Here is a 15,264-nt window from a genome sequence, read left to right as displayed (position 1 = left end):
CGTTACAATGATTCGCCCGCACGTCCGCGGCCGCCTCCCTGATTCCGATAGAACCATGACGCAGCCTACCCGCCGCCAGTTGGCCAACGCCATCCGCTTCCTTGCCGCCGATGCGGTCGAGACCGCCAAGTCCGGCCACCCCGGCATGCCCATGGGCATGGCCGACATCGCCGAAGTGCTCTGGAACGACTATCTCCGCCACAACCCGAACAACCCGAAGTGGTTCAACCGTGACCGTTTCGTGCTGTCCAACGGCCATGGCTCGATGCTGCAGTACGCCCTGCTGCACCTGAGCGGCTACGATCTGCCGATCGAACAGCTGAAGGCGTTCCGCCAGCTCGGCAGCAAGACCGCCGGCCATCCGGAACACCATGAAACCCCGGGCGTTGAGACCACCACTGGTCCGCTTGGCCAGGGTTTCGCCAATGCCGTTGGTTTCGCCCTGGCCGAAAAGCTGCTTGCCCAGCGCTTCAACCGCCCGGAGCTGGAAATCGTCGATCACCGCACCTATGTGTTCATGGGTGACGGCTGCCTGATGGAAGGCGTATCGCACGAGGCCGCTTCGCTGGCCGGTACCTGGGGCCTGCACAAGCTGGTCTGCTTCTGGGACAACAACCACATCTCCATCGACGGCAATACCGATGGCTGGTTCACCGACAACACCCCGGAGCGTTTCGAGGCGTATGGCTGGAACGTGGTGCGTGACGTCGATGGTCATGATCCGGAAAGCATCAAGGCCGGCATCGACGCCGCGCTGGCGCAGTCCGACAAGCCGACGCTGATCTGCTGCCGCACCACCATCGGCTTCGGTTCCCCGGCCAAGGCCGGCAAGGAATCCAGCCATGGCGCGCCGCTGGGCAAGGACGAGCTGGAAGCCACCCGCAAGGCGCTGGGCTGGGAATACGGCCCGTTCGAGATCCCGGAAGCCATCTATGGCGGCTGGCGTGCCGGCGGTACCGGCACCCTGCGCCAGGCCGAATGGGAGCAGCAGTTCGACAAGTACGCCGCCCAGTACCCGCAGCAGGCTGAAGAACTGACCCGTCGTTCGCACGGCGAGCTGCCGGAAGATTTCATCGCCAAGGCCGATGCCTACATCGCCCAGGTGGCGGCGGAAGGCCCGACCATCGCCTCGCGCAAGGCATCGCAGCTGGCCATCGAAGCCTACGCACCGCTGCTGCCTGAGCTGGTGGGCGGTTCGGCCGATCTGGCCCACTCCAACCTGACCCTGTGGAAGGCCAGCAAGTCGGTCGCCACCGATGACGCCAACGCCAACTACGTGTACTACGGCGTACGCGAGTTCGGCATGACCGCCATTGCCAACGGCCTGGCCCTGCACGGCGGTTTCCTGCCGTTCGACGCCACCTTCCTGGTGTTCAGCGACTACGCCCGCAACGGCGTGCGCATGAGCGCGCTGATCCCGGCCCATGCCATCCACGTCTATACCCACGACTCGATCGGCCTGGGCGAAGACGGCCCGACCCACCAGCCGGTGGAGCACCTGGCCTCGCTGCGCTACATCCCGAACAACGATGTGTGGCGTCCCTGCGATGCGGTGGAATCGGCCGTCAGCTGGAAGGCCGCGATCACCCGCCAGGACGGTCCAAGCTGCCTGGTGTTCAGCCGCCAGAACCTGCCGCACCAGCCGCGTGATGCCGGCCAGATCGCACAGATCGAGCAGGGCGGCTACGTGCTGGCCGATGCCGAAGGCGGTAGCCCGGACGTGATCCTGATCGCCACCGGTTCGGAAGTGTCGCTGGCCACCGAAGCCAAGGCGCAACTGGACGCGGCCGGCCTGAAGACCCGCGTGGTCTCCATGCCGTCCACCGATGTGTTCCTGCGCCAGGATGCGGCCTACCGCGAATCGGTGCTGCCGAACGCGGTGCGCAAGCGCGTGGCGATCGAAGCCGGGGTGACCGGTTTCTGGCGCCAGTTCGTCGGCCTGGATGGTGCGGTGGTGGGTATCGATACCTTCGGCGCCTCGGCACCGGCGGACGCGCTGTACAAGCACTTCGGCATCACCACCGAGCACGTGGTGGCAGCTGCCAGGGCGCTGTAAACCGCACGAACCGAAAACGCCCCGCAAGGGGCGTTTTTTTTGTGCCATCGGACCCGTCGAAGAACGCGGCGCGCCCGCGGTAGTGACCGCCGCTGGCCGTCAGCTCCTGCCCTCGCCTTGGTGGGTGACTGCCTGCTCTGCTTCAGTGGGTGACGACCGTTGGTCGTCACGCTGTTGTGCCGTTACCGCTGCGCTCGCCGAGCACGGCTCGGCGCTACCGGGGCTACCGGGGCTACCGGGCCGTACGCTGTTGCGCCGTTACCGCTGCGCTCGCCGAGCACGGCTCGGCGCTACCGGGGCTACCGGGCCGTACGGGCCAATGCCAACCGCAACAGGCGCGCGTTCAAGCGCTCGCCGAAATTCGCCGGCGCTTCAAGCCCCATTCGCTGCAGGTACACCGCATCACCGTCGCCGGCGCGTTGCTTCAACGCCGCCCACACCGTGCGCAGCTTCGCACTGCGTGTCTGCGTGTTGGATTTCAGCCAGCCCAGCGCCTTCACCAGTACCTGCTCCACCTCGGTGAAATCACTGCCCAGCGGATAATCGGGCAAGGTGCCGTCGCTGCGGAACGCAGCCAGTGCGGCGGACAATGCCTGCGGCGTATTGCGCTGCGCGCGCGGATCGACCTGCGCCGCCGTCGCCAGCTTGCGTGCGGCCTTCGCCTGCTGCAGCAATGCGTCCTGGAACGGCTGTTCGGTGATGGCGGCCATCGCCTGCACGCAGTCGGCGTCGGTCAGTCCGCGCAGATCGGCGATGCCATATTCGTTGAGGTACACATCGCGCAGGTGGCGCGCAATGGTGGTGTGCCCATAATTCCAGCGCACGTTGCTTTCGCGCGTGCCCGCATCTTCGCGCGCGGCACGGAACATAAGCACGCTGCGTGCTTCGGGGAGCGCATGCGCCATCGCCACGAAGTTGTACTGGCCGCCCACGCCGGAGACCACGCGGCCGTCTTCCAGCGCATCGGAGACGGCCGCGCCGAGCGCGGTGGCCATCATGCAGGAATTGAAGAAGCGTGCATGGCGGCGCTGCAGCCGCTCCAGTTCTTCATTGCCGCCGTACAGTTGGTTGATCTCACTGATCCGGCGCATGCCGATGGCGCGGCATTCGTCGTCCGGCAGGGTGCGCAGCCATTCGTAGAATTCGGGCGAGCCGAGGTAGAACGCGCCGTGCAGGTACTCGCCTTCGGCGGCCAGCGTGGCGTGGTCGGCGGTGTAGGCGCTGCCGTTGTCCAGCCGCTTCATCAGCACCAGGTCATCGTGCACCTTGCGCTTGATCACCCCACACTGCACCAGCTTGCGGAAGCCTTCGTTGAGCATTTCGCTGCAGCCGTACAGGCCCTCTTCGAACGGCCCCAATCCACCGATTTCGGCCACCAACGGATGCGCCGCCAGTTGCGGATCCAGTGCATGCAACACGCGCCGGTACAGCGCGTTGTCGGTATGGCGCAGCACCAATGCGTGGCTGAGCGCATCGGCCAGCGCCCCGATGCCGATCTGCAGGGTGCCGCCGTCGCGCACCAGCGTGCTGGCATACAGGCCGATGGCATGGTCGGCATCGCTGACCGGCTGCCGCGGCAGGCCGAACAGTGCCGGATAGGGGCCGGGCGGGGTGATCACCAGGTCGAAGAAGGTCTCCTCCACCGCCGCACTGCCACCCAGCCAGGGCAGCTGCGGATCCACTTCGGCGATCAGCAGCGGGCGCGGCAGCCCGCGTGCGGCCATCGCATCCAGGGTGTCCTGGGTGATGTCGTTGTTGCACGAAAGCGACAGCCGGCTGCTGCCTTCGCGGCGGGCCACTTTCTGCACGATCGCGTGCGGCGCGCGCTGGGCCACCGCATCGGCGGCGTGGGTGTAGTTCAGGCTGGTGTAGCTGGCCTGCGCCTGCCGCGAACGCAGCAACGCGCCGGACTGCATGTAGAACTCCTCCACCTGCACGTGGTCCGGCAGGGTGTCCGCTGCCATCGCATCGGCATAGGCCAGGCGCACGACGTCCTTGCCGAAATGACGTTCGGCGAACGGTCGCATGAAGCGCGCTTCCAGCCCATCGCCATGCGCCACCGGCGGATTCAGCGACAGCGCGGTGTAGATCTGCAGCGGCCGCGCCGGGTCCTTTTCCACCCGCGCGTACAGCGCGTTGAGCAGCCGGTGCGGCTTGCCCAGCGCCAGTGGCGCCCCGATGCGGATGGACCCCTCAACGCGCGCCAGCAGCCAATCGACGGCACCATCGAGATCGGTCAGGTGGTCGGTCATGCGTGCGGATTCCTTGTACGTCATGCAGGCATTACAGCATGTCCGGCTTGAACGTCATAAGAAGGCGCAAGAAGACCTGCCTCGCCCCTGAAGAGCGGTTGGACTTCGAGGGTTGCCGGCCAGGAGAATGAGAAGGGCGTTGCACCGGAGGGTGAGATCAACGCCGGATGCCGCCCTTGCCGGTTTGATGAGGCCGAGCTGGGTGGTGTTATTTTTACGCTACGACGCCTCTCAACGAGCGATTCCCGATGCTGGATGCTGTGTCAACTTCGCCGCGCGACCTTCCCGCCGGGCGACAACGGGCCGTTGCCATGAAGCGGCTGTCGATGCTGGTGGCCGGCACCTTGTCGCTGGCCGGCTGCGCCACCCATGAGCGCCTGACCGCGCAGGACACGCGCTCGGAAAACGTGGATCACCAGCGGCTGCAGGTGCGCAGGGACGGCGGCGGTACGGGCGCCGTGGAAGCGTATGCACTGCGGCCAACGGAGGGCTACCGCATGCCCCAGCTGCATACCGCCCCGCCGCCGGTGCTGGGCAGCGCGGATCCTCGCCAGGAACTGCCGCCGACGAAAGTCTGCCTGCAGTTGGTGGTGGATGCGGAAGGCAGGGTAGAGCGCAGCCTGCCGCTGGCGGATCGGCCGGAGTGCGAAGCGGGGACTGCGGCGATCAACCTGCCGTTGCTGCAGGCAGCGCAGCAGGCGGTGGCGATGTGGCGGTTCTCGCCTGCCGCGCTCTGTCATTTTCCTGCGGGAAGCGCACCGCGCGATGCCACCGACTGCGACGGCGCCGAGCGGATCGAAGCGGTGCCGGTCAGCCTGCTCTACGCCTTCACCTTCGAAATAGTGAAGGGCCGGCACTACGTCCGTAGCGAAACCGGCGGCTGAGCGCTCAGCCGCCCCCGAGCAGGTTGGCTTTTACCGCCGGCTGCATCAGGCGCGGTTCGGCCAGGGTGGCATCGCGGGCCTGGCGCATGGTCACGAACTCGGCTTCGGTCACGCCTTCGCGGACGTGGATGTTATGCGCGCGCTGTTCGCTGATGGTGGTCTGGTTGGCGACGTCGCGGCCACCGGCGCCGTAATCGTGGCAGACGAAGACGCGCGTCTGTCCTGGCAGTGACAGCAGGCGCTGGATCGAGCGGTACAACTGCGCCGCATCGCCGCCGGGGAAATCGCAGCGCGCGGTACCGCTGTCGGGCATGAACAGCGAATCGCCCGGGAACAGCGCGTCGTCGATCAGGTAGGCGATGCTGTCGCTGGTGTGGCCGGGCACGGCGATCACGCGTGCGTCCAGCGTGCCCAGCGCGAAGCGTTCACCGTCGGCGAACAGATGGTCGAAGGCTTCCGGCATCGCCGACAGGTCCAGCGCCAGACGCGGCGCGAAGGTGGCCTGCACCGCTCGGATGCCTTCGCCGATGGCCAGCGTGGCCTGCGGGAAGCGTGCCTTCAACATGCGTCCAGCCGACACATGGTCCGCATGGGCATGGGTTTCCAGCAGCCAGCGCACGTCCAGCGCATTGTCGCGCACGTGATCCAGCAAAGGCTGCAGCGCCGCATCGGACAGCGTGCCTGAATCGGCGTCGTAGTCCAGCGCGGCATCGATCAGCGCCGCGTGGCGGGTGGCCGGGTCGTGCACCACGTAGCTGAAGGTATGGCTGTCGGGGTGGAAGAACGACTGGACGGGGGCAGGCATGCGGCAACTCCTCAGCGGCGGCCGAGGGCGCTGTTGAGTAGCTGCGCCAGGCGTTCGCCGGCGATGCGCAGTTCGCCCTCGGCCACGGGGCGATAGCGTTCGGTGTAGTCGTTGTCGAGCTTACGCGAGGCCGGGTAAACGCCATGTTCAACCGCTACCCGGCAGCTGGATTCGGCCCATGCCGCCGCATCCCGGCGCAGGTCCACGCGGCGCGCCAGCGACGGTCGCGGCAACGACTGCAGTACCTTCAGGTAGCCGTCGTCATCCAGCTTGCGCGTGTTGAGCAGGCCGCTGTCCCAGAGCGAGTGAAGGTTGGTGCCGCGCCCGTTGAACTGCAGCTGGAAATCGTTGCCGCCCTTGTCGTGGCCGTAGCCGGCGTGCATCGGCTGGTGGATGTCACCGACCAGGTGCACCACGAACTTCAGCGCCTGCGTGCGTTCGGCGTCGCTGCGGTTGCGATCGGACAGGATCAGTGTCTGCTGCTTCAGCGCCTCGATCACGCAGTTGCCATCCGGGCAGTGCTTTGGTGCATCGTAGATGCAGCCGTCTTCGGCCATGTTGATGTAATGCCACTTTGCCGAACGACGTCCCAGATCACGATCAGTGGCGCGCAGCTGGTCGGCCCACGGGGCGATGCCGGACAGGGTGGGATCGGTCTCGCCGGCCAGCAGGCGATCCACTTCGGCGCGCGCCGCTGGAGTAAGGCGGGTTTCCGCAACGCGGCCCACCAGCCGGTGGCCCTGGGCGCCCCAGGCCAGGGCATCGGTGGAAACGAGGGTGAGTGCTGCCAGCAGGGCAGCAGCCGGGATCAGGGAGGAGAATTTCATCCTGCGCATTCTAGCGGGCGCCCCGGGCCTCGGCTTGCCTGGATCTGGCCGGGAACGGCCGCGAACGGCCGCTTCAGCGTCTCGTTGGTGGGTGACGACCGTGGGTCGTCACGCTGTCGGCCGAACGACGGATCAGAACTTGACTACGTAAGACACCCCATAAGCGAGCGGATCGATCTCCACGGTGCCCAGCTTCTGCCCATCAAGCTTTACCTTGCTGTCGATGTCCATCCAACGCAGGTCCACGCGCAGCGCGGCTTTTTCGTTGATCGCGAAGTCCAGGCCGGCATGCGCGGCCAGTCCCCAGGAGTCGTCCATCTTCAGCCTGCTGCCTGCCAGCGCGCCGCCGGTCTCTTCGCTGAAGAACGTGGTGTAGTTGATGCCTGCGCCCAGGAACGGCGATACCTTGCCCTGGCTGTTGAAGTGGTACTGCAGGGTCACCACCGGCGGCAGGTGCTTGGTGCTGCCGACCCGGCCGAGCCCGTCGATGTTGATGTCGTGCTTGAACGGCAGTGCGGCCAGCAACTCGATGCCCAGGTTGTCGGCGATGAAGTACTCGCCGGTGATGGTCGGCTTGATGTCGCTGTCCACGTCCACCTTCAGCGTGCCACCGGCCAGCGCCCCGTTGTTGGACTTCGGTGCCACCTGGTGGACGCCGGCGGAGAGCGTCCATTCGCCCTTGGATTGGGCCATGGCCGGGGCGGCGGCGAGGGACAGGGCGGCGGCCAGGCCGGCCAGCAGGGGAGCGGTGATGCGCATGGTGCGGGTCTCGTTGCGGGGGTGATGGGGCCAGTCTCGGCCGGGCCCGCCTGCAACGCCTTGATCCGGATCAAATCGACCTGGCAGCCCGGCCGCAGGTGGCTTGGCCGCCGGTGGTCAGGACGGTTTGCTAGACTAGTGGGCCTTATCCATCCCGCCGCGTCGCGCGCGGCCGCAGGAGCTCATCAACATGGCAATCAAGGTTGGCATCAACGGTTTCGGTCGCATCGGTCGCAACGTCCTGCGTTCGGCGGTGCTGAACTTCGGCGACGACATCGAAATCGTGGCCATCAACGATCTGCTGGAGCCGGATTACCTGGCCTACATGCTGAAGTACGATTCGGTGCACGGCCGCTTCAAGGCCGACGTGGCCGTGGAAAGTGGCGACCTGCTGGTCAACGGCAGGAAGATCCGCCTGACCCAGGAACGCGACCCGGCCAACCTGAAGTGGGACGAAGCGGGCGTGGACGTGGTGATCGAATCCACCGGCCTGTTCCTGACCAAGGAAACCGCACAGAAGCACATCGACGCAGGTGCCAAAAAGGTGATCCTGTCGGCGCCGTCGAAGGACGACACGCCGATGTTCGTGTTCGGCGTGAACGACAAGACCTATGCCGGCCAGGCGATCGTCTCCAACGCCTCGTGCACCACCAACTGCCTGGCCCCGCTGGCCAAGGTGATCAATGACAAGTGGGGCATCAAGCGTGGCCTGATGACCACCGTGCACGCCGCCACCGCCACCCAGAAGACCGTTGATGGCCCGTCCAACAAGGACTGGCGCGGCGGCCGTGGCATCCTGGAAAACATCATTCCCTCCTCCACCGGTGCGGCCAAGGCCGTCGGCGTGGTGATCCCGGAATTGAACAAGAAGCTGACCGGCATGAGCTTCCGCGTGCCGACCTCGGACGTGTCGGTGGTCGATCTGACCGTCGAGCTGGAAAAGGAAGCCACCTACGCCGAGATCTGCGCCGAAGTGAAGGCGCAGAGCGAAGGCGCGCTGAAGGGCATCCTCGGCTACACCGAAGACAAGGTCGTGGCGACCGATTTCCGCGGTGAAACCCACACCTCGGTGTTCGATGCCGAGGCCGGCATCGCCCTGGACAGCACCTTCGTCAAGCTGGTGTCGTGGTACGACAACGAATGGGGCTACTCCAACAAGTGCCTGGAAATGGTGCGCGTCGTCGCGGCGAAGTGATTCCATCCCGCGTGTGATCCTGCGAACCCCGGCCCCGGCCGGGGTTCGTCGTTTCGCGGGTTGCCCGCTTGGCGGTCGATTCCTGCGGTTGCCTGACTTGCCGTAGCATGGCACGGTCCAACGGCGCCATCGGGGCGCGGGCAGCACCAGGAAGCGACTGAATGGAAGCGTTGATTGCACTGCTGGTACTGGTGGCGCTGGCCATCCCGCTGTTGTTGGTGATCGCGCTGGTGATGATTTCCGGACTGCGCCGCCGCGTGGGCGCGCTGGAGCAGGCCCTGCTGGTACGCGATGAGCGCGTGGCAGAACACTCCACGGCGGTCGGCGCAAGCGCGCCGGTGGCCGATGATGCATGGGATCCGGTCCCCGCAATCGCCCCCTGGCCACTGCATGCCCCGCACGCGGAGGCGATCGAGCGCGAAGAGGCGCCGGAGGTCTTCGCCGACGTGTCTGCCGCGGCGCCGCCACCGCTGCCGCGTGAACACCAGGACACCCCGGAACCGCAGCCTGCGCCGGCGCATCAGGCACCGCCGCCGCCGTCCGGCCCGAACCCGGTCGAACGCCTGCTGGCAGGCGCCAAGCGCTGGTTCACCGAAGGCAACGTGCCGGTCAAGATCGGCATGCTGGTACTGCTGGCCGGTGTCGCCGCGCTGCTGAAGTACGTCAGCGACCAGGGCCTGCTGGACGTGCCGATCGAGCTGCGCCTGGCTGGCATCACGCTCGGCGCGCTCGGCCTGCTGGTGTTCGGCTGGAAGCAGCGCGGCCAGCGCCGCCTGTTTGCGCTGGCGCTGCAGGGCGGTGCCATCGGTGTGCTGCTGCTCACCACCTTCGCAGCCTTCAAGATCTACGGACTGGTCGATCCTGCGCCGGCGTTCATCGCCAGCATCCTGCTGGTCGCCGGCCTGTGCGTGCTGGCCGTGGTGCAGGAATCACGCACGTTGGCGGTGCTGGGCATCCTGGCCGGCTTCATGGCGCCGCTGTGGCTCTCCACCGGCAGTGGCAACCACGTTGGGCTTTTCAGCTACTACGCGGTGCTCAACGCCGGCATCTTCGCCATTGCCTGGTTCCGTCCGTGGCGCCCGCTGAACCTGCTGGGTTTCGTGTTCACCTTCGGCATCGGAACGGCCTGGGGCGTGCTGCAGTACCGCCCGGAGGACCTGCCCACCACCCAGCCGTTCCTGGCCCTTTTCTTCGCCTTCTACCTGTTGATCCCGCTGCTGTACGCACGGCGCCAGCCGGCGGAAAAACGCGACCTGGTCGATGGCAGCCTGGTATTCGGCACGCCGCTGGTGGCGTTCTCGTTGCAGGCCGCGCTGCTGCATGAGCAGCCGATGCTGCTGGCCGGCATCGCAGTGGGCGTGGCAGCGGTATATGCAGTGCTCGCCCGCGCGCTGATCACGCGTGCGTCCTATCGCGTGCTGGCCCAGTCGCACGCGGTGCTGGCGGTGGGCTTTGCCACGCTGGCGGTGCCGCTGGCGCTGTCGGCACGGGTCACCGGCGCGGTGTTCGCGCTGGAAGGCGCAGGCCTGGTGTGGCTGGGCCTGCGCCAGCAGCGCCGCCTGCCGCAGATCAGTGGCGCGCTGCTGCAGATCGCGGCGGCATTCGCCTTCGTCGCCGGTGCCGACCACTGGGACAGCGATGCGCGCATGTTCCTCAATCCCACTGCGATCGGCGTGCTGCTGCTGGCGCTGGCCGGCTTCGCATCGGCATGGAGCTGCCGCCAGCACGCCCGCGGCAGCATCGCGCTGGTGTACTACCTGTGGGGCCTGATGTGGTGGCTGACCGGGCTGGTCGCCGAGTGCTTCCGTTTCGTGCCCGACCGTCACCAGCCCGATGCGTTGTTGATCATCGCCGCGGTGACCGGTTGGCTGGCGGCCGAGGCCTATCGCCGCCAATCCGCACGCGTGCTGGGGCTGACCACGCTGGCCATGCTCGCCTTCGCTTTCCCGCTGCTGATCGCCCAGGTGGGCACGCACGAGCAGCCGTTGGCCGGCTATGGTGGCCTGGCGTGGGCGCTGATGGCCGTGCTCGGTACGCGTTCGCTGCATGCGCTGCGCCAGGGTGCTGGCCGCGTGGCCGTGGTCGCGCAGTTCCTGTGGTGGCTGCTGTGGCCCTGCGTGCTGTCGCTTGCACTGCAGCAGGTGGCCAGCCGCTTCGGCATGGCCGGCGGTTGGCAGGTGGTGGTGGTGCTGTTGCCGTGGATCGCGCTGGTGGTGGCCACGCTGCATCGCTGGCGCTGGATCAGCCTGCCGCTCGGCACGGCCTTCGATCTCGCCCGCCCGGTACTGCAGAGTGTGCTGTTCGGCCTGCTGGGCTGTGTCTGGCTGTACCTGCACAGCACGCCGGGCCACTCCGATCCACTGCCGTGGCTGCCGCTGGTCAACCCTGCCGAACTGGTGCAGTGGGCGATCCTGCTGCTGGCCGCGCGCTGGCTTTACATCGGCCAGGCGCCTGCCGCGCTGGAGCGGGTCCGCGTGCCGCTGCTGTCGATCGCTGCTTTCATCGCGGTGACCAGCCTGACCCTGCACGCCGTCCACCATTGGGGCGGAGTGCGCTGGAACGAGGCGCTGCTGGGTTCCAGCCTGGCCCAGACCAGCCTTACCGTGGTCTGGAGCGTGCTCGGCGTGGTCGCCTGGGTATGGGGCTCGCGGCGCGGCCAGCGTGTGTTGTGGACGGTCGGTGCGGTGCTGATGGCGGTGGTACTGGCCAAGCTGATCCTGGTCGACCGCCAGCATCTGGGCAACCTGCTCGGCATCGCCTCGTTCATCGCCTACGGGCTGTTGTGTACCGTGGTGGGATACTTCGCGCCGGCGCCGCCGCGCCAGCCGCAGACCGTGGAGAACCAAGCATGAAGACGTGGACGGGGCTGTTGTTGGCCCTGCTGGTGGTCCCCACTGCCGCGCACGCGCAGGAACATCGGCAGCAGTATGTCGAGCAGTGGCCGCTGAGTCTTTCCAGCGCGCAGTCCGGTGCCTACCGGATCACCCTGGAGCCGCAGATCTACCGCCGTGCGTGGTCACCGCAACTGGCCGACGTGCAGGTCTACAACGCCGCCGGGCAGGCGCTGCCCTCGGCCCTGCTGGCGCCGGACCAGCCGCTGGCGCAACCGCCGGTGCAGCGTGAACTGCCCTGGTTCGTGCTGCCGCCGCTGGATGCAGGCAGCCGCAACGACCTGCAACTGCTGACCGAGCGCGACAGTGACGGCCGCGTGCGCCGGGTTGAAGCACGGCTTGGCGCATCGGCGGGGGCGGCGCAGTCTGCGGGCTGGTTGATCGATGCCAGCGTGCTGGGGCAGCAACCGCTTGCCGCCGTGATGCTGGACTGGGAAGCGCAGGCACAACCGCTGCAGGCCACCGTGCAGGTCGATGCCAGCGATGACCTGCGCAACTGGCAGCAGATCGATGCGCAGGTGCCGCTGGTGGACCTGCAGCGCGCTGGCAAACGCCTGCTGCAGCGCCGGATCGGCGTGGACCGCAGCGTGCGCTACCTGCGCGTGCTGCCCAACCAGGGCCAGCAGCTGCCTGTGCTGCGTGGCGTGCTGGCGGAACTGCCGCCGGCCGCGGCGACGATTCCGTGGGAGTGGGTCGCGCTGCAGCCGGTGGAGCAGGGCAGCGGCAGCTTCGAGTTCACTCTGGATGGCCGCTATCCGGTGAGCCGCCTGGATGTAGCCACCCCCGACAACAGCCTGGTGCAGTGGACGGCCTTCAGTCGCGATGATCCGGCGGCCGACTGGCAGCGCCGTACCGCGCCATGGGTGGCCTACCAACTGGAGGCCGGCGGCGGCAGTCGCCAGCAGTCCGCGCCGCAATTGTTGTCCGGGGTGACCCGCGATCGTTATTGGAAACTGGTGGCCGATCCGGCCACGACTCCCGCCGTGCCCACCCTGCGCGTGGGTTACCAGCCCGAAGTGCTGGTGTTCCTGAGCCAGGGTGCGGCGCCTTATGCGCTGGCCGTGGGCAGCGCGACGGCGGTGCGCCAGGAGGCGCCGGTGGGGGTGCTGATCGAGGATCTGCGGCAGCGCAATGGACCGGCGTGGCAGCCGACGCTGGCACGTTTCGAAGGCCCGGCAGAGCCGCTGGCCGGCGATGCTGCGCTGCAGGTGCCGCGTGACTGGAAGCGCTGGCTGCTGTGGTCGCTGCTGGTGCTGGGCGTGCTGGTGGTGGGATGGCTGGCGCTGAGCGTACTGCGGCAGAAGCCGGCCACTGACAGGCAGTGACGGCCGCCTGATGCTCTGGTGGGTGACGACCGTTGGTCGTCCTGATTCTTTGATGGGTGACGACCGTTGGTCGTCACGCAGTTGGCTGGAGAAGAGCGTGACGACCAACGGTCGTCACCCACCACGGCAACGCACACCCACCACGGCGACGGAGACCCACCACGGCAACGCGCACCCACCACGGCAACGCACAGTCGTCATCCGCCGGGCCGTCACTACCCCAGCGGGGTTTGCGATGCGCCTGCGCAGCCGGGACAATAGTGGGCTGCGCCGCGCGGCGCGTTTCTTCCCCAGAACAGGAATGCCCATGTCCATCGTCCGCATGACCGACCTCGACCTCTCCGGCAAGCGCGTGTTGATCCGGCAGGACCTGAACGTGCCGATCGAGAACGGCCAGATCAGCTCCGAACAGCGCATCACCGCCTCGCTGCCCACGCTGAAGCAGGCGTTGGAGCAGGGCGCGGCGGTAATGGTGACTTCGCACCTGGGGCGTCCGAAAGAGGGCGAGTGGAGCGAGGAAAATTCGCTGCAGCCCGTTGCCCGCCGCCTGTCCGAACTGCTGGGCCGTGACGTGCCGCTGCTGCGCGACTGGGTCGGCGGCGTGGACGTGCAGCCGGGCCAGATCGTGCTGCTGGAAAACTGCCGCATGAACGTAGGCGAGGGCAAGGACGATGAAGCGCTGGCCCGCCAGTACGCGGCGCTGTGCGATGTGTTCGTGATGGATGCCTTCGGTACCGCGCACCGCGCCCAGGCATCGACCCACGGCGTGATCCGTTTCGCCCCGGTGGCGGCCGGTGGCCCGCTGCTGATGGCCGAACTGGATGCGCTGGCCAAGGCCCTGAAGGAACCGGCCAAGCCGTTGCTGGCGATCGTGGCCGGCAGCAAGGTCAGCACCAAGCTGGAACTGCTGGCCAGCCTGGTCGGCAAGGTCGACCAGCTGATCGTCGGCGGGGGCATCGCCAACACCTTCATCGCCGCCGCCGGGTACCCGGTCGGCAAGTCGCTGTACGAACCGGACCTGCTGGAAACGGCGAAGAAGATCGTCGCCGATGCCAAGGCGCGCGGTGCGGACATTCCACTGCCCACCGACGTGGTGGTGGCCAAGCAGTTCCTGCCCGATGCAGAAGCCACGGTGAAGGCGGTTGATGCGGTGGCAGAGGATGACCTGATCCTGGATATCGGCCCGCAGACCGCCCAGCAGTACGCCGGGCTGATCAACCAGGCCGGCACCGTGGTCTGGAACGGCCCGGTCGGCGTGTTCGAATTCGAGGCCTTCAGCAAGGGCACCGAAGCGCTGGCGCGTGCCATCGCCGGCTCCAAGGCGTTCTCCATTGCCGGTGGCGGCGACACGCTGGCGGCGGTCGACAAGTTCGATATCGCCGGCGAGGTCAGCTACATCTCCACCGGTGGTGGTGCGTTCCTGGAGTTCCTGGAAGGCAAGCCGCTGCCGGCCGTGGAGGCGCTCGAAGCGCGGGGCGCGTAATGGAGCAGGACCAGTGGGTGACGGCCGTCGGCCATGACGCTGTCGAGGTGCCTGACACGCTGTTCTTCGATCTGGACGGCACCCTGATCGATTCGCAGGTCGGGATTACCCGCTGCATCACCCACGCGTTCGAGCGGATGCAGCATCCGGCGCCTCCGGTGGAGGCGCTGCGCGGCTGGATCGGTCCCTCGCTGCGCACCAGTTTCGGTCCGCTGTTCAACGATGCGGCCAAGGTGGAGCAGGCGGTGGCGTACTACTGCGAACGCTTCGAGGCCGAAGGCTGGCAGGAGCACGCGGTGTTCGACGATATCGAACAGGTGGTGCGTGCGCTGCACGCGCGCGGCCATCGCCTGGCCGTGGTCACCGCGAAGAATGAAGCCCACGCGCGTCGGATCATCGAGCACCTGCCGTTCGGTGCGTGTTTCGACGAGGTCATCGGGGCCACCGCCGATGGCAGCCGCAGCAGCAAACCGCAGCTGGTGGCCGAAGCGCTGTCCCGGCTGTCGCTGCAACCAGGCCAGTGCTGGATGATCGGTGACCGCCGCATGGACATCGAAGGCGCGCGCCACCACGGCCTGCGCAACATCGGCGTGCTGTGGGGTTTCGGCGGTGCCGAAGAGCTGCGCGAGGCCGGCGCCGATGCGCTGGCGGCCTCGCCGGCGGAGTTGCTGGCGCTGATCGGCTGATGCCGGGTATGCGGGGTAGCGCCGAGCCATGCTCGGCGTGATGTGCCCGGCATGGCGGGTCCTGAAGCAGGCCGCGCTGCGCGCTCGCCGAGCATGGCTCG

11 protein-coding genes are annotated in these 15,264 nt (G+C 67.3%); 7 read left to right on the top strand and 4 right to left on the bottom strand.

The window, feature by feature from the left end; translation table 11 throughout:
• Positions 1-55 precede the first annotated feature (55 nt).
• Positions 56-2,056 carry a transketolase gene (gene tkt / locus ACI2JH_RS10340; RefSeq protein WP_404736134.1) on the top strand — a complete coding sequence of 667 codons (2,001 nt, stop codon included), beginning with the start codon at positions 56-58 and terminating at the stop codon, positions 2,054-2,056.
• A gap of 299 nt (positions 2,057-2,355) precedes the next feature.
• On the opposite strand, the gene ACI2JH_RS10335 is transcribed toward tkt, so the two are convergent.
• Positions 2,356-4,308, bottom strand: coding sequence for an acetyl-CoA hydrolase/transferase C-terminal domain-containing protein (locus ACI2JH_RS10335; protein WP_404736133.1), 1,953 nt, complete (start codon positions 4,306-4,308; stop codon positions 2,356-2,358).
• 311 nt (positions 4,309-4,619) lie between these two features.
• Between ACI2JH_RS10335 and ACI2JH_RS10330 the strand changes: the two genes are divergently transcribed.
• Entirely contained in the window at positions 4,620-5,192 is a 573-nt protein-coding gene (locus ACI2JH_RS10330; RefSeq protein WP_404736132.1) for a hypothetical protein, read from the top strand.
• Between the two features lie 4 nt (positions 5,193-5,196).
• Here the strand turns inward: ACI2JH_RS10330 and ACI2JH_RS10325 are convergent, their stop codons facing one another.
• The 3 genes from ACI2JH_RS10325 to ACI2JH_RS10315 form a co-directional block, all read right to left on the bottom strand.
• Entirely contained in the window at positions 5,197-5,997 is an 801-nt protein-coding gene (locus ACI2JH_RS10325) for an MBL fold metallo-hydrolase (RefSeq protein WP_404736131.1), read from the bottom strand.
• An 11-nt stretch (positions 5,998-6,008) separates the two neighbouring features.
• Entirely contained in the window at positions 6,009-6,824 is an 816-nt protein-coding gene (locus ACI2JH_RS10320) for a S1/P1 nuclease (protein WP_404736130.1), read from the bottom strand.
• A gap of 132 nt (positions 6,825-6,956) precedes the next feature.
• Positions 6,957-7,583, bottom strand: a complete 627-nt coding sequence (locus ACI2JH_RS10315; protein ID WP_404736129.1) for an OmpW family protein — start codon at positions 7,581-7,583, stop codon at positions 6,957-6,959.
• Between the two features lie 190 nt (positions 7,584-7,773).
• On the opposite strand from ACI2JH_RS10315, the gene gap reads away from it, so the two are divergent.
• From gap to ACI2JH_RS10290, 5 genes are all read left to right on the top strand, one after another.
• A complete protein-coding gene (gene gap / locus ACI2JH_RS10310; protein WP_404736128.1) occupies positions 7,774-8,778 on the top strand; it encodes a type I glyceraldehyde-3-phosphate dehydrogenase in 1,005 nt (334 codons plus the stop codon).
• 161 nt (positions 8,779-8,939) lie between these two features.
• On the top strand, positions 8,940-11,630 hold the full coding sequence (locus tag ACI2JH_RS10305) for a DUF2339 domain-containing protein (protein WP_404736127.1): 2,691 nt from the start codon (positions 8,940-8,942) through the stop codon (positions 11,628-11,630).
• Positions 11,627-12,994: a DUF3999 domain-containing protein gene (locus tag ACI2JH_RS10300; protein WP_404736126.1), complete on the top strand. Its 1,368-nt coding sequence runs from the start codon at positions 11,627-11,629 to the stop codon at positions 12,992-12,994. Before ACI2JH_RS10305 ends, ACI2JH_RS10300 begins: the two co-directional genes overlap by 4 nt.
• 307 nt (positions 12,995-13,301) lie before the next feature.
• Complete coding sequence (locus tag ACI2JH_RS10295; protein WP_101100895.1) at positions 13,302-14,477, top strand: phosphoglycerate kinase; 1,176 nt, start codon at positions 13,302-13,304, stop codon at positions 14,475-14,477.
• Positions 14,477-15,163, top strand: coding sequence for an HAD hydrolase-like protein (locus ACI2JH_RS10290; RefSeq protein ID WP_349999999.1), 687 nt, complete (start codon positions 14,477-14,479; stop codon positions 15,161-15,163). The genes ACI2JH_RS10295 and ACI2JH_RS10290 overlap by 1 nt, the downstream gene beginning before the upstream one ends.
• The last annotated feature ends 101 nt before the right edge of the window (positions 15,164-15,264 follow it).

It is taken from the genome of Stenotrophomonas sp. NPDC078853, assembly GCF_044901215.1.
GTDB lineage: Bacteria > Pseudomonadota > Gammaproteobacteria > Xanthomonadales > Xanthomonadaceae > Stenotrophomonas > Stenotrophomonas lacuserhaii.
This window is presented reverse-complemented; position numbering and strand designations above follow the sequence as displayed.